Annotated in this window: 15 protein-coding genes; 13 read left to right on the top strand and 2 right to left on the bottom strand. The window is 48.8% G+C overall.

The features are described from left to right. The first annotated feature begins 9 nt into the window (after positions 1–9). The 12 genes from BTR1S_RS04490 (at position 10) to BTR1S_RS04435 (ending at position 15,915) form a co-directional block, all read left to right on the top strand. Positions 10–2,307: an AraC family transcriptional regulator gene (locus BTR1S_RS04490; protein ID WP_006638532.1), complete on the top strand. Its 2,298-nt coding sequence runs from the start codon at positions 10–12 to the stop codon at positions 2,305–2,307. Positions 2,308–2,320: 13 nt separating this feature from the next. After that, positions 2,321–3,037 (top strand): rhamnogalacturonan acetylesterase, encoded by a 717-nt coding sequence (locus BTR1S_RS04485; protein ID WP_006638531.1) that lies wholly within the window; start codon positions 2,321–2,323, stop codon positions 3,035–3,037. Next, a complete protein-coding gene (locus BTR1S_RS04480; protein WP_006638530.1) occupies positions 3,024–3,716 on the top strand; it encodes a YesU family protein in 693 nt (230 codons plus the stop codon). Before BTR1S_RS04485 ends, BTR1S_RS04480 begins: the two co-directional genes overlap by 14 nt. A gap of 20 nt (positions 3,717–3,736) precedes the next feature. After that, on the top strand, positions 3,737–4,408 hold the full coding sequence (locus BTR1S_RS04475; protein WP_006638529.1) for a YesL family protein: 672 nt from the start codon (positions 3,737–3,739) through the stop codon (positions 4,406–4,408). A gap of 113 nt (positions 4,409–4,521) precedes the next feature. Beyond that, the gene (locus tag BTR1S_RS04470; RefSeq protein ID WP_006638528.1) at positions 4,522–6,390 is read left to right on the top strand and encodes a rhamnogalacturonan lyase; all 1,869 of its coding nucleotides are present in this window, start codon (positions 4,522–4,524) and stop codon (positions 6,388–6,390) included. Positions 6,391–6,511: 121 nt separating this feature from the next. After that, positions 6,512–6,811: an SGNH/GDSL hydrolase family protein gene (locus BTR1S_RS04465; RefSeq protein ID WP_006638527.1), complete on the top strand. Its 300-nt coding sequence runs from the start codon at positions 6,512–6,514 to the stop codon at positions 6,809–6,811. Positions 6,812–6,986: 175 nt separating this feature from the next. Further along, positions 6,987–7,628, top strand: coding sequence for a rhamnogalacturonan acetylesterase (locus tag BTR1S_RS04460; protein ID WP_029418615.1), 642 nt, complete (start codon positions 6,987–6,989; stop codon positions 7,626–7,628). A 2-nt stretch (positions 7,629–7,630) separates the two neighbouring features. Beyond that, the gene (locus tag BTR1S_RS04455; protein WP_029418614.1) at positions 7,631–9,631 is read left to right on the top strand and encodes a beta-galactosidase; all 2,001 of its coding nucleotides are present in this window, start codon (positions 7,631–7,633) and stop codon (positions 9,629–9,631) included. A gap of 182 nt (positions 9,632–9,813) precedes the next feature. After that, on the top strand, positions 9,814–12,399 hold the full coding sequence (locus tag BTR1S_RS04450) for an exo-rhamnogalacturonan lyase family protein (protein ID WP_029418613.1): 2,586 nt from the start codon (positions 9,814–9,816) through the stop codon (positions 12,397–12,399). Positions 12,400–12,498: 99 nt separating this feature from the next. Then, on the top strand, positions 12,499–14,016 hold the full coding sequence (locus tag BTR1S_RS04445; protein WP_029418612.1) for an extracellular solute-binding protein: 1,518 nt from the start codon (positions 12,499–12,501) through the stop codon (positions 14,014–14,016). A 39-nt stretch (positions 14,017–14,055) separates the two neighbouring features. After that, positions 14,056–15,009 (top strand): ABC transporter permease, encoded by a 954-nt coding sequence (locus BTR1S_RS04440; protein WP_006638522.1) that lies wholly within the window; start codon positions 14,056–14,058, stop codon positions 15,007–15,009. 18 nt (positions 15,010–15,027) lie between these two features. Next, complete coding sequence (locus BTR1S_RS04435; RefSeq protein ID WP_029418611.1) at positions 15,028–15,915, top strand: carbohydrate ABC transporter permease; 888 nt, start codon at positions 15,028–15,030, stop codon at positions 15,913–15,915. 44 nt (positions 15,916–15,959) lie between these two features. On the opposite strand, the gene BTR1S_RS04430 is transcribed toward BTR1S_RS04435, so the two are convergent. Next, the gene (locus tag BTR1S_RS04430) at positions 15,960–17,267 is read right to left on the bottom strand and encodes an APC family permease (RefSeq protein WP_006638520.1); all 1,308 of its coding nucleotides are present in this window, start codon (positions 17,265–17,267) and stop codon (positions 15,960–15,962) included. 338 nt (positions 17,268–17,605) lie between these two features. On the opposite strand from BTR1S_RS04430, the gene BTR1S_RS04425 reads away from it, so the two are divergent. Further along, positions 17,606–18,565 carry a ring-cleaving dioxygenase gene (locus tag BTR1S_RS04425; RefSeq protein WP_029418610.1) on the top strand — a complete coding sequence of 320 codons (960 nt, stop codon included), beginning with the start codon at positions 17,606–17,608 and terminating at the stop codon, positions 18,563–18,565. 86 nt (positions 18,566–18,651) lie between these two features. Here the strand turns inward: BTR1S_RS04425 and BTR1S_RS04420 are convergent, their stop codons facing one another. Next, on the bottom strand, positions 18,652–19,947 hold the full coding sequence (locus BTR1S_RS04420; RefSeq protein WP_006638518.1) for a S1C family serine protease: 1,296 nt from the start codon (positions 19,945–19,947) through the stop codon (positions 18,652–18,654). Positions 19,948–19,977 lie beyond the last annotated feature (30 nt).

Genomic DNA, 19,977 nt, shown 5'->3' with positions numbered 1-19,977 from the left:
GTGAAAGGGATGAAAAAGCTGCATCAAAGACATGTTTCACGGCGAAAGGGGACCTATTTTAAAAAAAGCTTTGTGCTGTTATTGCTGATTACGTGTATTCCCGGTTTATTGACGGGGGCGGGCATCTATTTTTTCTCAGCGGCGAAAATTGAAAAAGAGCTCCAGCATCTGCATGAAAGCCAGGTTTCCCGGCAGATCAGCCAAATTGATGACAAGCTGGAAGGCCTTGAAATCATGCTTTCCCAACTGGCATACGATACCCGGCTGATGAACGGACTGGCCGATGCCGATTTCGAGAGAGACTTCCAAACGACATACAGGCTGTCAAAGTCGCTGTTTTTGCTTCAGGATCAAAATCCGCTTATTAAGAGGGTGGAGCTATTCATTCAAGACCAGGAGCCGCTGCTTTTAAACCCGGAATACAGCGGATTTATCGACAAAAAAGCATTAAAGGCCTATGATTCGCTATTGGCCGGCGACGAAAACGTCTATTGGCAAGAACGTTCATCTGATATAACCCTTGTCCACAAAATACCGGGAGGCGTCTCAAAACCGTTCGGCGCCCTTATTTTAACGCTTGACAGAAGGGAAATGAAACATTTGCTCAAAAGCCTTTCCCCTTATTCAAAAGGAACGGCGCTGCTTTTCAATCGAAAGCAGCAGTCCGTTTCAACGGAAAAGAAAAGCGGTGAAAGCCATTTTGAAAGCGTTTTAAAAGAGAAGGTTGAACAGCAGCGGAAAAAACAAGGATCATTTTTGATTAGGTGGAAGGGCGGCGCATACTCCGTGTCTTATGGACAGATGGCAAGGCTCAACCAGAAATGGACTTATGTTTCCGCATCGCCAATGTCCTCGATTACGGCTCCGGTGTTGTTTTTATCAAAACTCGTCGCCTCAGTCAGCATTGCCGGTATTGTGGTGGCGGTCTTCTTGACATGGTATGCCTCAAACAAAATCTACTCGCCGGTTGCGAGGCTGATACAGCTCTGTTCGGGCGAAGAGAAAAAATCGGGCATCCCTGTTCACCGGGATGAATTTCGTTGGCTTGAAAAACGATGGAATGATATGTCACATGAAAGCGGAAGGCTGAGAAAGCAGGTGGTCAACCAGAGTTCAGAAGCGGCAAGCGGATTTTTCCAACGCCTGCTGCAAGGGCATGTTGCCGGTGAATCAGAAAAAAACCTGGAAACGCGTTTAAAGAACTGCGGCTGGAATGCAGCAGACAGGGTGTTCATCATCGTCGATATTCAGCTGACAGGGCTGTATGGCGGAAACGGTTCCTTTTCAGATAACGATGAAAGCTTGGCCGAATTTATGCTTGGCAACATGACAAGAGAGCTGGCCGCAAACACGTTTACACACGTCTATATCACAGATGCGCGCTCTCTATCGCTTGCACTGCTTTTGATGCAAAGCCGGAAGACGGATGTGCAGAAGGCCGTCGCTGATTTCGTCAGCGAACTGACGCAGACGGTTCACGCATTTTCAGGACTGCATGTCACGGCGACGATCTCAAAGCCGGTGACCATGGTAAAAGACATTCCTGTTATATATGAAGAGGTAAAGACGGGAAAACGATACAGACAGTTTGAAAATTCGAGCCAGATGATCGATTTAAACGAGCGGGAAGAACGGATTCCCGGCGAGTCCTATTATCCGTTTGCCCTTGAAAAACAGGTGATTCAGGCCATTCGTCTTGAGAAAAAGGAGGAAGCCGGACAGTTGATTGCGCGTTTTATTCAGGAGCTTGCTGAAAAAGGAAAAACGGAAGTCCGCATTCAGCCCGGAATGCTTCAATTGTTTGCAAAAATTCAGGAAGAAATTTTACATTCAGGTCTCCATCCCTATGAATTATTCAACCAAAGCCATTTGATTCGGGAACTGTCGGATCTCAGAGAGCCGACGCGTGCCGTCTCCTGGCTGATGGAGCGGATTGTCGGCCCATACCTTAAAGAGCTTGAAGGAAGAAACAACAGACAGCAAAAACGGCTTGTCGAACAGGTGCTGGTCATGATTCATGAAAACTACATGAAGGACATCTCGCTTGAGAGCTGCGCCGATGAGGCGGGGACGAATTCTTACACGTTAAGCAAGGCGTTCAAACATGTGACAGGGATTAATTTTATTGATTATGTGACACGGCTCCGTATTGAAAAAGCAAAAGAGCTGCTGCTTGAAACAAATAAAAAAATCCATGATGTTTCTGAAGAAGTCGGCTACAGGCACAGCTATTTCAACCGGATTTTCAAAAAGCAGGTCGGGATTCCCCCGAGCCGGTACAGACAGATTCACCAGGAATCATCGTGAAAGGGAGGATACAATGGAGAAAATAAATGAAAAGCCGAAGGCGTCCATGTATTTGGCAGGGGATTCGACAGTTGCCGACTGCCCTCCGCATGAAGCTCCGATGGCTGGCTGGGGGCAGCTTTTGCCGGCATTTTTCACAAAGGAGGTCAACATTGTCAATCTGGCCAAAGGCGGGGCGAGTTCAAACAGCTTTATTGATGAGGGAGTGCTTGATGCCATCGCCGGCCGCCTTTTGCCGGGGGATTATTTGTTCATCCAGTTCGGCCACAATGATCAAAAATCATACGGAACAGATCCCTTTACATCCTATCAGGAACAATTGTCCCGCTATATCCACACCGCCAGGAACAACCAGGCCTATCCCGTCCTCGTCACACCGGTGCAGCGCCGGCATTTTGATGAAAACGGCGGCATTGTGAACACTCTCGGCGACTTTCCGAAAGCCATGATGGAGCTCGCCGAATACCTTCAAGTCGCGATGATCGATTTGTGGTCAAAAACAAAAGCGCTCTATGAATCTCTCGGTATCGAAGGATCGAAACGGCTGTTTGTCCATTTTCAGCCTGGCGAGCATCCGCATTATCCGGACGGCATAATAGACAACACCCATTTTTCCGAAGAAGGAGCCCGCCAAACGGCAGGGCTTGTCGCTGAAGCGATCAGGGAGCTCGGGCTTGATTTGCGGGCATATCTTCAGCCGGAAGGGAGGGAGTCCCATGTCCAGCCTTGATGCCAAAGAAGGAGACATCATCTATCAAAACCGCCTGTCATCAAGTGAAGATCTCCGCGGCTGGGTGATGGAGGGAAAAGGAAAGGTTCGTTTTCCGGAGGGCAGAATGCAGTTGGAAAACGAGCTCGACCCAGAGCATTATGGAGATGATGCGCATTTTGTTTATTGGTGTCCTGAGACATTTCCGGATGAGATCATCATCAAATGGGATTTCTATCCTGTAAGAGAACCGGGGCTGTGCATGATATTTTTCGCTGCTGCCGGCCTCCACGGGGAAGATTTATTTGCTCCGCGCCTTGCGAAGAGAAGGGGAAAATATCCGGAATATCATTCAGGCGACATCAATGCCCTGCATCTATCCTATTTCAGACATAAACATCATGATGAGAGGGCGTTTAGAACGTGCAATCTCCGTAAAAGCCGGGGATTTCATCTTGTAAAGGAAGGAGCCGATCCTCTTCCGCCCGCTGATGATGCTTTGCCTCCTTATCGAATGAAGCTGGTCAAAGACAGAGCATATGTATCCTTTTCGATCAACGGTCTGCCGATTCTCGAATGGACGGATGACGGCAGGCGATACGGCCCGGTCTATGGCGGAGGGAAAATCGGCTTCAGGCAAATGGCGCCGCTCGTGGCGGACTATGCCAATTTTGAGGTGCGCCGCTTGCTGCGGGACTAGATGGAAAGGTGGATTGATCCATGCGGGAAAAAGGCGCGATGGCGATGATTTACGGCTGCTGCGAAGCGGCCGCCAGAATCGCCTGGCTGAACGGGCTGTGGCTTCTATTTACATTGTGCGGCGGCATTGTGTTGGGCTGGGCCCCGAGCACGGCCGCCATGTTTGCCGTTGTTCGCAAATGGCTGAGGGGGCATGCGGATGTGCCGGTGTTTCAAACCTTTTATCAAACGTATAAAAAAGAATTCATCAAAACAAACGGACTCGGGCTTATCCTTGCAGCCATTGGATGGATGCTGTTCGTCAACCATCAATTTTTTCAAGGCAGGGCGGATTTGTTTTCGATCATGGTCAGTTATTCAACATGGCTTGCGGGCGTGTTGTATATCATGGTGCTCATGTATATTTTTCCGCTCTATGTTCATTTTGAAATGCCGTTTGTCCGGTACTTTTCTCAAGCTGTGCTGATTGGCATGCTTCGCCCTCTGACCACGATCGCCATGGCCGCATCAGGTGCGGCGGTCGTCTATGTCCTCATGACTGTTCCGGGCTTGATTCCGTTTTACGGCATCAGTTTATTCGCCCTTGTCTGGATGTTTCTCGCTCACCGCTGCTTTCTCGGATTGGGGAATGCTGCCTCTGCAAAAAAAGATAAACAGGCAAAAAAGTACGGATATACAGATGCTGAATATTAAAAGCGTTATTTTCCGTTATCTGCCGATTGCAAGAAAGTACAATTGAATAAAAATGGAAGTCATAATAGAATCCGTTTAAGTAAGCGCTTACAAAATAGCGAAGGGAGACTGTTATGAACAAAGGCAGAAACAGATGGAGGAAACTGCTGACGGCTGCATCTCTTCTGACACTCATGCTGGTTCCAGCTTTATCGGAAAAAGCGGAAGCGGATGCGGGCCGGACGCTGCAGGCGAGACAAATGGAATCACTGAAGCGGGGGCTTGTCGCTGTCAAAACGGATAACGGCGTTTTTATCAGCTGGCGGCTGCTCGGAACGGAGCCGTCCTCCGTTTCGTTCAATGTGTATCGAAACGGACAAAAACTCAACAACGCTCCGATAACATCCAGTACGAACTTTCTTGATTCAAATGGGAATGTAAATTCATCGTATGAAGTGAGGGCCGTGGTAAACGGCGAGGAGCAGCCGTCCTCTGAAAAGGCCGCAGTCTGGGGGGAGAACTACAAATCGGTTCGGCTGCAAAAGCCGTCCGGCGGGCGAACGCCTGATGGCGTCTCATACAGCTACAGCGCGAATGATGCGAGCGTCGGCGATCTTGACGGCGACGGTGAATACGAGATCATTCTTAAATGGGACCCTTCAAATTCGAAAGACAATTCACAAGACGGGTATACCGGAGAAGTATTCATTGATGCTTACAAGCTGGACGGCACCCGGATGTGGAGAATCGGCTTGGGCAAAAACATCCGCGCCGGCGCCCATTATACGCAGTTCCTCGTCTATGATTTTGACGGTGACGGAAAAGCGGAAATCGCGATGAAGACGGCTGACGGAACGAAAGACGGAAGAGGGAAGGTGATCGGGAGCGCTGATGCCGATTACCGCAACGCTCAAGGCCGGATATTGTCGGGGCCGGAATATTTGACGATCTTTAAAGGCGATTCAGGACAAGAGCTGGCAACCGTAGACTATGAACCGGCCCGCGGAAACGTAGCGGATTGGGGAGACAGCTACGGGAACAGGGTTGACCGTTTTCTCGCCTGTGTCGCGTATCTTGACGGAGAGAGACCGAGCCTTGTCATGGCGCGCGGCTATTATACGAGGACGGTATTAGTCGCTTACAACTGGAGGGGCGGGAAGCTGACAAAACTGTGGACATTTGATTCAAATTCCTCCGGAAATCATGGGTATGCCGGACAAGGCAATCATAATTTGAGTGTCGCAGACGCCGACGGCGATGGAAAAGACGAGATTTTGTACGGCGCCATGGCGGTTGACCATGATGGAAAAGGCTTGTATTCGACTGGATGGGGGCACGGAGATGCGATGCACGCCAGCGACCTTGATCCGGCAAGGGCCGGAATGGAGGTGTTTCAAGTCCACGAAAACAGCGGTTCCCCTTACGGATTGTCACTCCGTGATGCAGCGACAGGAAAACTCCTTTGGGGCGTCCATGCCGGCAAGGATGTCGGACGCGGGATGGCGGCCGACATTGATCCGCGCCATCCTGGAGCTGAGGTGTGGGCGAACGGCGGACTGTATACGGCAAAAGGGGTAAAGATTTCGAGCACCCTTCCTTCTTCAACGAATTTTGGCGTCTGGTGGGACGGTGATCTTCAGCGGGAACTTCTCGACAGCAACAGGATTGATAAATGGGATTACAAAAATTCCAAAACGATCAATCTGCTGACGGCTGCCGGAGCTTCTGCAAACAATGGGACTAAGGCGACGCCTGCTCTCTCGGCCGACTTGATCGGAGACTGGCGCGAAGAAGTGATATGGCGCACAGATGACAGCAGTGCGCTCAGAATTTACACGACGACTAATGTGACAAATCATCGCATGTACACGCTGATGCATGATGCTGTCTACCGCCTTGGAATCGCCTGGCAAAACGTCGGCTACAACCAGCCGCCGCATACCGGTTTTTATTTGGGTGAAGGCATGTCTGCCCAACAGAAACCGAATATTTATACACCCTGATTAAAAAGAGAATCAAAAATGAAGGGACAGCTTCGTTCCAGACATACCGATCCAAACACGACATTTCAGGATTATTTGAAAACATATATCGACCGGACCCGGGGAAAAAGGCGGACGGCCAGTGCTTGTCACAACCCAGAGCAAGCGGACATTCGATGAGAACGGCGTGTTTTACAACAGCATCGGAGAGTACCCGAATGCGATGAAAGAACTCGGGCGAAACATGAATGTTCCTGTGATTGATCTGAATCGGAAAAGCATCGCGTATTACAATGCCATCGGGGTTGAAGCGACGAAACAAGTGTTTATGTTTTTAAAGCCTGGAGAAAGCCCGAATTATCCTGACGGAGTGGAGGAAAGGGTTCATTTTCAGGAGTACGGCGCCAATCCAGAAAAACAAAAAAGTATGATTGTGATCTAAAATCCGTTCCCATAAAATGAATAGTAAGCGTTTTCTCGCCTTAGTGTGACGCATCAGGAAAATGGCGGACGCGAGGACAAAAGATGGACAGCCGCGTCCGTCAAATCTTCCGCTTTTTTCAATAGAATTGAAAGGTTGTTTCGTAAGAGATTTGATCAAAAAGGAGTGATAGAATGTGACAACGATTTATTTGGCCGGGGATTCAACGGTCCAGAACTATCAAGCGAACTCGCCTCAAGGCGGATGGGGGGAATTTCTTCAATCTTATTTGTCGGAGGATGTTCAGGTCGTCAATCGGGCAATCGGAGGAAGGAGTTCAAAAACCTTTGTGGAAGAAGGAAGGCTGGCGGCTATCCTGGAGGTCATCAAAAAAGGCGACTGGCTGTTTGTCCAGATGGGCCATAATGATTCATCAAAAGACAAACCCGAACGCTATACTGATCCGTACACCACATACAAACAATATTTAAGGATGTATATTGAAGGAGCGCGCCAAAAGGAAGCCACACCGCTCCTCATTACCCCTGTTGCCAGGCTTCACTACGAGAACGGCGTGTTTTTAAACGATTTTCCTGATTATTGCATTGCCATGAAACAGCTTGCAGAAGAAGAACATGTCCTCTTAATCGACCTCATGAATAAAAGTCTTCAGCACTTTGCGGAAAAAGGATACAGTGACATTTTTAAATATTTCATGATTTCAGAAAATGTAAACGATTATACCCACTTTACGAAAAAGGGCGCCTGGGAAATCGCAAAGCTTGTCTCATCAGGTATGCAGGAGCTCGGGCTGCCGTTTGTCAAAGAGACGGTGTGAGCATGAAACAGCAAAAGCTGTACCACGGTGCCTGTTTTTATCCTGAGTTATGGAATGAAGCCGTCCTCGAAGAAGATATCCATATGATGAAAGAAACGGGGATCAATGTTGTCAGAATCGGCGAATTTGCCTGGTCAAAAATGGAGCCGGAAGAAGGGTGTTTTGATATCAGTTTTTTTGCGCATGTCATTCGCAAACTGGCCGCCAATGAAATTGAAACCGTCATGTGCACGCCGACTGCCACTCCGCCGATCTGGCTGACCCACGGCCATCCCGAAAGAATGCATGTCAATGAAAAAGGTGAAACGATGGGACATGGATCAAGGCAGCATGTCTGTACGAACCATCCGTATTTCAGAGAGCGGGCGCGGCTGATCACTGAGCATATTGCCAAAGAAATCGGCGGGCTGCCGGGGCTTGCCGGCTGGCAGCTTGACAATGAATTGAAATGCCATGTCAGCGAATGCATGTGCGAAACATGCAAAACATTGTGGCACAAATGGCTGAAGGAACGGTATCAATCGATTGACCGGCTGAATGAGGCATGGGGGACCGGCGTCTGGAGCGTGACGTATCAGACCTTTGAACAAATCCCTCAACCCGGTCCGACTCCATTTTTGCATCATTCATCTTTAAAAACGATGTATCAGCTGTTTTCCATGGAAAAAATCACTGAATTTGCCCACGAACAAGCGGCGGTGATCAGAAAGCATTCAGACGCTCCGATCACCCATAACAGCAGTGTCATGTTTGGCGTAAATAATGAGGACCTGTTCAGCGGCCTTGATTTTGCCTCCTTTGATACGTACGCTTCCCAAGAAAACAGAGCCGCTTTTTTGTTCAATTGTGATTTATGGAGAAACATGAAAAAAGGACGGGCTTTTTGGATTATGGAAACAAGTCCTTCCTACAGCGCTTCACTTGAAAGCTATGCGCTGCCTCATGAAGACGGCTATTTGAGAGCTGAAGCGGTATCTTCTTATGCCTTGGGGAGTGAGGCCTTTTGCTATTGGCTGTGGCGGCAGCACAGAGCCGGCTCTGAACAGCCGCACGGTTCAATTCTCAGCGCTTGGGGCGAGCAGGATGTGGGCTATCGGAATGTGCTTGAAGTCGAGCGCGCCAGAAAAGAGATTGAGGATGCCGTGCTCTCGACTGTTCCTGTTCAGGCTGAAACGGCTGTTGTCTATTCAGACCGGGCGAAGGCTTTTTTAAAGACTGAGCCTCACCGCCAGCTCCACTACAGGTCGCTCATCACCGATTTTTATGACCGGTTTTTATCATTGGGCATCCATAGAGACGTGATTTTGGAAGGCAGCACGCTTGCCGGCTATAAGCTGCTGTTTACCCCGTTTATTCATTATTTACCGCCGGAATTCATCAAAAAGGCATCAGCATTCACGGAAAACGGCGGAATTTGGATCACCGGACCTTTGACAGGCGGGCGGACGGAACATCATACCATCCATACCGACTGCGGGCTTGGACCTTTAGAAACATACGCCAGGGTCAAAACGCTGTTTACGTTTCCGCTGCATGAGCGGCGCACAGTGGGGAGCGCTTTTGGGATCAAGGCTCCGCTCAGTCTGTGGAGTGCTGTTTTTGAAGCAGATCCGGCAGAGGCGGTCGGCATCATTGAACAAGGACCGGCCTCAGGGAAGGCTTTTATGACAGAGCATAAACGGGGCAAAGGAAAAATCGTCATGCTCGGTTCGATGCCGGCAGGAGAAGCCGGGGACATGATGCTGAAGAAGATGATCAGCCACTACGCCGAAGAGGCCGGTGTGACACTTAACATGAATGTGACGCCGGGCACAATCGTCGCCCCGCGCATGGGTCCGGACGGTACTCTTTGGGTGATCGTCAATATGGACGGAAAAGGGGGAGAAGTGGTATTGCCAGACAATGCAGCCGATGTGATCACAAATAATAGGGAAGCAAGGGGCCGCCTGAAGCTCGGACCTTATCAATACCGGACCTTACTATTTCCCGCAGCAAGACAATAAAAAGCCGCAGACCTTTGTCTGCGGCTTTTTATTTGCACAATCGAGGTTACAGCAAAACAAAGGCAGGCCGGCAAAAAAGGAGAAATCTGTTTAAGCGCCTCAGGCAAAAAAGGAGCATTGACGGCAAGACGGCCTGAAGGGAAAATACTGGCTAATCCATGAGAAAGGGAGGAGCATTTCAAATGGCAAAGGCTGAATTAAAATGGCTGAATGCAACGCCGAACGCCTCCGGTGGTGTGACTTGGGGAGTCCCGTGGGAAATAGGCGCGCTTCAAAAAGATGATCCGATCTCAATCACCGTACCTGATCAACCCGCTCCGTTTTTGCAAAGCTGGCCGTTGGCGTACTGGCCGGACGGCTCTGTGAAGTGGACGGGGCATGCCGCCGTTTTCAAGGAGGGAAGCGGCGGACGTGTCTTGCTGCAAAAAAGAGGACAGGAAACGCCTGAACGCATTCTTCAACTCAGCGAAAGGGAAAGCAGCATCACCGTCAATACAGGAGCGATGGTCTGCAAACTTGAAAAAACAGGTCCATCCTTGATCAGCTCAATCTCACTTTCAGGCGAACGATTGCTAAAAACCGGACGGCTCATCGCCTTCAAAGAAAAAAAGAGCGGCACAGCATCAGAGACGATCTATCAAATTGAACGATTTGAAAGCATGATCACCAGCGCGGCAATCGAACAAAGCGGGCCGGTGAAGGCGGTTATCAAGGCCGAAGGGGTCCATCGCGACACCCGCTCTGGAACTGCGTGGCTCCCGTTTACGGTCAGATTTTCTTTTTATGCCGGCTCTGCATCCATTCGGATCATGCACACGATATTTATTGATAGTGAGGGGAAAAATGAAAGGGTCAAAGGACTCGGATTGGAATGTTCGGCAAAGTTGAGCGGAGCCCCCTGGAATCGGCATATTCGCTATGCAGCAGACAGCGGGATTTACGGAGAGGCTGCCCAGCTTCTGGTCACCAGAAGGTTTAACGAAGCAAACGGGCTATACGAAAAACAGATCGCGGGCGAGCTGGTGAGCGAAAATGCCGAAACTTCAGAAGTAGTCCGTGATGCAACAGGAAATGCGGTATGGAATGACTATAAGCTTGTCCAGGATTCGCCGCTTCACTACAGTTTAAAAAAACGAACTGACCCGGATTGCGCCTGGGTGCGCGCCATCCATGGCAAAAGGGCGAAAGGGCTGATGTATGCCGGGGGTGAAAACGGGGGAATTGCTTTGGGACTCAGACATTTTTTTGAGAAATATCCGTCATCGCTTGAGGTTTCAGGCCTTCATACAGAAAACGCGAAATTGACCGTTTGGTTTTGGCCTCCTGAGGCTGAGGGAATGGATCTCCGGCATTATTCAAAGACAACCCATGTTGAAAGCGCCTATGAAGGGTTTGCGGAAATGCGTTCGACACCCGTCGGAATCGCCAATACGAGCGAAGTCAATCTCGCCTGTTTTGCAAAACCGCCAAGCAGTGAAGAGCTGAACATCCTGGCAGATGAATGGCAAAATCCTCCGCTTTTGGTGTGTGAACCTGAATACTATTATAAAACGCGCGCTCTTGGAATATGGAGTTTAGAAGATAAAAGCCATCCATTTAAAGCGATGCTCGAAGAACAGCTTGCTCAGTCCTTTTCGTTTTACAAGCATGAAGTTGACCAACGCGGCTGGTACGGCTATTGGCATTTTGGGGATGTCATGCATACGTACGACCCGGTCCGCCATGTGTGGCGTTATGATTTAGGCGGCTATGCCTGGCAGAATACAGAACTGGTTCCGAATTTATGGCTTTGGCAGATGTTTTTCAGATCGGGAAGAGAAGACATTTTCAGAATGGCTGAAGCGATGACCCGCCACACAAGCGAGGTGGACTGCTATCATTTCGGCGAATATAAAGGGCTTGGCTCAAGGCACAATGTCATTCATTGGGGCTGCGGCTGCAAAGAAGTGAGAATCAGTATGGCCGGACTTCATAAAGCTTACTACTATTTGACAGCGGATGAACGGACAGGCGACATTTTATCGGAAGTGAAGGATGCTGATCAAGCGTTGAAAACGTTGGATCCAATGAGGGCGTATTATCCAAAAAGCAAATGCTACACCCATGCAAGGGTCGGACCCGATTGGGCGGCACTCTGCTCCAATTGGCTGACGGAATGGGAAAGAACGGGTAATCAAGCTTATTTGGCGAAAATTCTCAAAGGGATTGACCAACTCAAAGCGCTGCAGCTGCGTTTGCTGTCAGGGCCGACTTTTGAATACGATCCCGAAGATGCAAGACTGCTTCATATGGGAGACGGGAATAAAGGCGGCTATCACATGGTCATCGCTTTTGGCGCCCCGCAAGTATGGATGGAGCTCGCCGGTCTTTTGGAAGACGAGGAATGGAGCGACATGCTTGCGGAATTTGGTGATTTTTATTTGCTGAGTGACGAAGAAAAGCGGAGCAGAAGCGGCGGAATACTTCATGATAGGCTGTTTCACTGGCCGATGTTTTCCGCTGCGATGGCTGCATATGGAGCCCGCCGCCGCCAAGACAGACAGCTTGCCGAAAAAGCATGGCGCCTTTTGCTTGATGAAACGCTGAGCCATACCCCATTGCCGATTACCGTGAAGCAGACGGACTCCTGGAAGCGGCTCGCGGAAATTCCCTGGGTCACGACAAACACCATGTCGCAATGGTGCTTAAACACGATCGCTCTGCTGGAGATTATAGGAGATATGCCCCCTGAAACAGGAGATGCAAGAAAAGGTCATACCGGCAAATAAAGTTTGCTATGCCGGGCAAAAAATGAAGCTTGCCGGAAAAAATGAAAGCGCTTTACATTGTGGTGAAGCAGTCAAACGATCAAAAGGGGGAATCGCATTATGCCGAAAAAAAGGATTAAAAAGTGGCTGGCCGTGCCTGTCGTCTGTTTCATATTTATGGGATGCAGCGCGAATGAAACGTCTCATCAACATGCAAAGGACAACCAAAAGAACACGATCCGCATCATGGCTCCGCTTCTGTCGCCCGAAAGCCCGGGGGAAAACAGCCCTTCTTTAAAGGCGCTTGAAGCGTATACGAAAAAGGATATCAAGGTAACATGGGTTCCGAACTCTTCTTACAATGACAAATTTAACATCGTCATGGCGTCCGGAGATATGCCCCATGCCATCGTCGTCACGGACAAGTCGCCCGGGTTCATCAAATCTGTCAAAGCCGGGGCGTTTTGGGAGCTCTCCAAATATGTGAAGGATTATAAAAACCTCAGCCGGGCCGATGAAAAGGTGATGAAAAACAGTTCAGTCAACGGGGAGGTCTACGGCATATACAGGGCAAGGGATCTGATCCGCGCCTCCATCATCATCAGAACAGACTGGCTTACAAACGTCGGGCTCGATATGCCGAAAACGATCGAAGATTTTTATGAAGTGCTGAAAGCGTTTAAGGAAAAAGATCCTGACAAAAACGGTAAAGACGATACGTACGGCATGGTTGTACCGAAATGGATGGGCCTTGGCAACGGAAGCCCATGGGATATTATGCAGACGTGGTTTGGCGCGCCGAACCGCTATGGCGTGAATGAGAACGGCGAGCTTGTACCCGATTTTACGACAGACGAATATATGGAGGCGCTCCGTTTCTTTAAAAAGCTGTATGATGAACGGCTGATCAATCAAGATTTCGCCGTGATGGATTCGGCGAAATGGAATGATCCAATCGTGAAAGGAAAGGCGGGCGTGATCGTTGATACAGGCTCACGGGCTTCGCAAATCCAAAGCGCCCTTGAAGAAGCCGATCCTAAAAACAAAAATGTCATCGATGTCGTCGGCACGGTAAAAGGCCCAAAAGGAACCTATACCTTTCCGACATCCGGATATGCGGGCATGATCGCAATCCCGAAAGCGAGCGTCAAGACGGAAAAAGAATTGAAGGATGTTCTCGCCTTCCTCGACAAAATGAATGACGAACAAGCCCAGATCATCGCCAACAATGGGGTCGAGGGACGCAATTACAAGCTTGAAAACGGAACGTTTACATCGCTTGAAAAAAACAACAAAAAACTGCTTTATGAGCACGAAGGGCTTGCGCAGTTCAGTATGGGGATCCCTGAGCAGAGATATTATATTGCAGAACAAAAGACCAGGCTTTTCAAGCATCGTCAGCAGGTGGTGAAGGAAGGAGAAAAAATCGCCGTATTCAATCCGGCTGAATCGCTTGTTTCCGATCTATACACCCAAAAAGGCGCTCAGCTCGACAACATCATCCTTGATGCCAAAACGCAGTTTATTATTGGAGACATAGATGAAAAAGGCTTTCAGGATGCTGTGGAGCTCTGGTATAAAAGCGGCGGGGAAGAGTTGATGAAAGAACTGAACGAATTGTATCTACAGTCGAAATAGGACCGTCTCCGGCAGCAGATCGAAAGGAGGATGCGGTATATGGAAATCACAACGAAAACGGAGACGGCCGCTGTTGCAACAAAACGGAAAACGAACGGGCTGGCAGCCTTTAAACGGGATAAATGGCTTTATCTTCTGCTCGTTCCCGGTGTTTTATATTTTCTTATTTTTAAATATTGGCCGATGTGGGGCGTATTGATCGCCTTTAAGGATTATTCGCCTTATCTCGGCTTTTGGCAAAGCGAATGGGTCGGATTTGAGTATTTTCAAGACTTTTTTATGAACCCCGATTTTTTTCGGCTGCTCCGCAATACACTGATGCTCGCCGCTCTCGATTTGATATTTGCCTTCCCGGCGCCGCTCATTGTCGCCCTGATGCTGAATGAGCTGAGGCACGCCATTTACAAAAGATGCATTCAGACATTCATTTATGTCCCGCATTTTGTCTCATGGACGATCGTCGTCAGCATCACGTTTGTCTTTTTCACGGTTGACACCGGCGTCATTAATAAAATCCTTGAACAGATAACGGGAAGAGAGATTTCCTTTCTCTCAGACACCGAATGGTTCAGGCCGATGATCGTGTTGCAGAGTATTTGGAAAGAGACGGGCTGGGGAACGATTCTGTTTTTGGCGGCGCTTGCTTCAGTTGACCAGGAGCAGTATGAAGCGGCCGTGATGGATGGAGCGGGGCGTTTCAGAAGATTGTGGCATATTACGCTCCCGGCGATCAGAAGCACGATCATCGTCCTGCTCATTTTAAGAATCGGCAATTTTTTGAACATCGGCTTCGAACAGATTTTTCTGATGACCAACTCTTTGAACAGGAGTGTGGCGGAGATTTTTGACACATATGTCTATATCGTCGGAATCACGCAGGGAGCTTACAGCTACAGTACGGCAGTCGGCCTCTTTAAATCAGTCGTCGGCATTGCGTTGATTTTCGGCGCCAATTATATCGCGAAAAAATTCGACCAGGACGGTCTGTTTTAGGATGGGGGTGAAGAAAAAATGGCCGGTTCAGAAGCGATTCATAACACGAAAGCCGGGCGGGTGTTTGATTGGTTTAATATCGTCTTTCTCGGCTGCTGCGGACTTGTGACGGTTCTGCCTTTTCTGTACATTATCGCCGGTTCGTTTGCGACAGAAGCAGAACTTTCGGAAAGAAGCTTTTTCATCTTTCCGGAAACATTTTCACTTGATGCATACCGTTATATTTTTTCGACACCGACGTTTATCAGAAGCATGGGTGTATCCGTGCTCATTACGGTGGTCGGAACGATCGTCCAGCTCATGTTTACGTTTACGATGGCATACCCGCTTGCAAAACGGCATCTGAAGGGAAGGAACCTGCTGTTAAATCTTGTGATTTTCGCGATGCTCTTCAGCGGCGGGATGATACCGACGTATATCGTCGTCAAATCGCTTGGTCTCCTGGACTCTTACTGGGCGTTGATATTACCGATGGCCATTAATCCGTTCAATTTAATCATTATTAAAAATTTTTTTCAGCAGCTGCCGAGAGAGCTGGAAGAATCCGCGAAAATAGACGGCTGTTCGGAGATCGGCGTGTTTTTCCGGATCGCGCTTCCGCTTTCGAAACCGGTTGTCGCAACCTTTGCGCTCTTTTATGCGGTCGGCATTTGGAACGATTTTTTCCATGCGCTTCTTTACATCAATGACAGTGCAAAATGGCCGCTGCAAATGGTGCTGCGCCAAGTTACGATTCTGTCGGATTTGACAGGGACCACCAATGACATGATGGAAAACACCGTCCCGCCGGAGCAGTCGATTAAATTGGCCGTCATCGTCATTGCGACCCTCCCGATTTTAGCGGTGTATCCGTTTTTGCAAAAGCATTTTGCCAAAGGGATCTTGATCGGGTCTGTGAAAGGGTAAAAAAGCCGCCGGGTCGTTCCGGCGGCTTCCTTTAGCGGTTGAAGCTATGCTTTTTTCATCCAAACATAAACCGGCAATCCGGCAAGGCCGATCAAGATCGACCATAGGCAGCTGTAGAAGTCTGTTAAGAGCGTGCTGCCGAGGACAAACAAGGAGCCGGCGATTGCCGCGATCGGCAGGTAAGGATAAAGCGGTACACTGTACGATCTTTTCAGCCCGCTGTTTCGTCTGCGTAAAATAAATACCGCGAAAAATGCCATCACATAAAAGATATAGATCATAAAAATTGAAACCTCTGACAGCTTTTCCGGATTGCTGATAATCATTAGCACAACCGCAAAGATGATTTGCACGATGACGGCGATCCACGGGGTATGAAACGTCGGATGAACGTGGGAGATCCAGCGAGAAAACGGCAGCTGTTTTTTTTCAGCCATCGCGAAAATGACGCGCGGAAAGGACAGGACTTTCCCGTTTAAGCAGCCGAAAATACTGACAATGATTCCGATGGAGATCAATTTGCCGCCGATCGGTCCGAAAAGCATCGATGCCGCGGTGCTTGTCGCATTTTCGCCGAGCTTTACGATCTGGTCGGCAGGCAGGATATGAAGCAGTGCCAGATTGATAAACAAATAGCAGGCCGTAACGATCAGAATGCCTCCGGTCATCGCTTTTGGAAGAAGTTTTTCCGGCTGTTTCATTTCTCCGCCGAGCGCGGCAAGCAGTATCCAGCCGTCATAAGCGAACAATGTCGCCAAAACGGCGGCTCCGAAGTTCTGGTCTGCGATACCGCTGCTGACCTCACTAAATATATGCTCGTCGCCTTTCCAAAGGCCGAAGATCACAATGCATACAATGGGGATCAGCTTTCCGACCGTTGTGATCGTTTGAACCGCCCCGCCGTACTTGGTGCCGATAATGTTGACGATGCACAAAAAGGCGACGGATATAATGCCGATAAGCGCGGCAAATGACTTGTCCCATGAAAACAAATTGGCCACGAGTGAGCCGAAATACAATCCGAGCGCGCCGATGATCGCGGGTCCGTAGATAATGATTTGAACCCAGCCGCACAAAAAGCCCCAGAACTCTCCGTAAATCTCTTCAAGATACGTATAAAGGCCGCCCGTTTTCGGAATCTGTGTACCGAGTTCGGCGATCGTCAGTCCGCCTGCAAGCGTTAGAAAGCCTCCCAGAAGCCAGGCGAAAAGTGCGATCTGCGCATTGCCGGAATAAGAAAGAACACTGCCGGGCTTCATAAACACGCCCGAGCCGATGATCGTTCCAATCACCAGAGAAAGCGCAAATAATAAGCCTATCTCTTTTTTTAGTCCGTTTTCTTCTGCATTCATTTGTTACGCCTCCCATTGTTTGATTTCTTTTTCTGAAAAACTATTTTTATATTGTAATACCATTTTTCAAAAACAAAAATAAAATAAATTTTCTGATTTTCGTCGTTTTTTTATTTTTGATGTATTTTGAGGTGGTAAAACGCGTTTTAGAAGATTTATAGTCGAACTTTATTTAGATATATAACTCTTATTGTTAAGATTTTTCGTGTTTTCCTTCACCATCTTGTGTGCCGAGCGTCATCAGTTGACTTTTGACTTGAAATCACATACCTTGGTTATAGAACATATATCTCGAATTCGAGATATTAACATCGCAACCTAATAGGAGATGAATTGTTATGAAAGTAAACGGTATTCACCACGTGTCTGCTTTAACGGCACATGCGCAAAAAAACTACGATTTTTATGTAAAAGGACTGGGAATGAAGCTGATCAAAAAATCAGTCAATCAGGATGAGCCGACGATGTATCATTTGTTTTACGGAGATGAGGTTGCGACGCCCGGATCGGATTTGACATTTTTCGAAATTCCGATGCTGGCGCGCCGTGTGGAAGGCACGAACTGCATTTCATCCGTCTCGCTTCGCGTACCGGGGGAAGAGGCGCTTCGCTTTTGGGAAAAGCGTCTTGATGAGCTCGGCGTTGCCAAAGACTCCATCACCAAGCGGGCGGGGCGCAGCATTCTCCGCTTTTTAGATCCTGAAGGACAAAACATCATTCTCACTGCGGATGAAAACGGCAAAGATATCGGAGTACCTGTGAAAAACAGCGTCATTCCCGGGGAATTTGCCATCAGGGGGCTCGGTCCCGTCGAGCTGTCCGTCGCCGATACAGAACCGACAGCCGCCGTTCTGACAGACATTCTCGGCTTTAAGCAGATTGCCGAAGACTGGACGGAAACAAACCAAAAACTGCTTATTTTTGAATCAGGAGAAGGCGGGGCAGCAACGGAAATCCATGTGAAAAAAACCGAAGATTTGCGGAGAGAGCGGCCCGGTAGAGGCAGCGTCCACCATGTTGCATTCCGCGTCAAAGATGAGGAAGAGCTGCAAAAATGGCATGAAACAATCAGCGCGCATGGCTTCACAAACTCCGGCACCGTAGAACGCTATTATTTTAAAGCGCTGTACTTCAGAGAACCGAACGGCATCCTTTTTGAGCTTTCGACAGACGGTCCCGGTTTTGCCGTTGACGAAGACATCGACCACCTGGGGCAAAGCCTTGCGCTGCCGCCATATCTTGAAAATAGACGGAAAGAAATTGAAGCCCGGCTTACACCGATTCAGACAACAATGTAACCAAGGCCCCCTGATGGGGAGCCTTGGTTTTTTCGAAAATAAAAAAACTGCCGGCAATGCCGGCAGCCAGGGAGGATTTATATTGATTAAGAAGAAGTTTCTTCTTTTTGATCAAGCTTCACTTGTTTTGTCATGGTTTTGCCGTTTCTGATAATCGTCACTTTCACCGTGTCTCCGATCTTTGTATTCTTGTAAAGGATATTGCGGAGGGTGCTTCCTGAATCGGTTTCTTTGCCGTTCAGGCTGACGATGACATCATTTTCTTTGAGGCCTGCTTTTTCAGCCGGAGATCCTGCGGCGACCTGGCCGATGTAGACGCCTTTGTTTAATTGGCTGCCGCTCAATCCGAGCGTTCCTGTTTGATAGTTTTCAGGAACCTGGTTCAGATCCATCATGCTCACACCGATATACGGACGTTCGATTTTTCCTTTTGATTGCAGTTCCTCTGCAATCGGCTTGACGTCATTGCTCGGAATCGCAAACCCGATCCCTTCAACACCGGTTTCACTGATTTTCATACTGTTAATCCCGATGACTTCGCCTTTTGTATTTAACAGGGCTCCTCCGCTGTTTCCTGGATTGATCGCGGCATCCGTCTGAATGACGTTCATCTTGGTTTCCCCGGCTGATGTATCGACGGAAACGGTCCGGTTGACACCGCTGACGATTCCCTGTGTTACAGTGCGGGAAAGGTCTTTGCCGAGCGGGTTGCCGATCGCCACCACTGATTCGCCCGCTTTTAGGCTGGAAGAGTCGCCGAAAGTTGCGACCTTTTCCACATGATCAGCGGAGATTTCAACAACGGCAAGGTCTGTCAGGGAGTCGCTGCCAAGCAGCTTGCCTTCCACTTCTTTTCCGTTAGATAAGGAAACGGTCAGCTTGCTCGCGCCTTCGACAACATGATTGTTTGTGATGATATACGCTTTTCCGTTCGCTTTTTTATAAATAACGCCTGATCCTGTTCCTGTTTCCTCTTCGCTGGAGCTGTTATTGCTGCTTTCAAAGCCGAACATGCCGGTCTGTGACTGTTTTTGATAGTTTGAGATGCCGACGATGGCAGGCGACACATTTTCAACCATGTCCGATACATCTGATGTGCTTGAGTTTGACAGCTTTTCCGTTTTCGTACTTTGCGGCGAAGTCGTATTTGTTGTTTGATTTGTTTGGGTTTGCACTGACGAATTGGTCTTTTCGTCTCCGCTGTGCTGAAACGTCGTCACACCGAGGACGAGGCTTCCTCCGATGATGCCGCTGATGATCGGCGTCAGCCAGGACATTTTGCGTTTTTGATGCTCCGCACGGTTAACGGTTTGCTCCGTCTGCTGTTCAGGAATGATGATTTCATGTTTGGGTTCATGAGGATTTTCCCGATTGTATTCCATATTCTCCACGCTCCTATTGTTATCATAACC

Origin of the sequence: Bacillus sonorensis NBRC 101234 = KCTC 13918, from assembly GCF_001592005.1 — a bacterium.
GTDB classification, from domain to species: domain Bacteria; phylum Bacillota; class Bacilli; order Bacillales; family Bacillaceae; genus Bacillus; species Bacillus sonorensis.
This window is presented reverse-complemented; position numbering and strand designations above follow the sequence as displayed.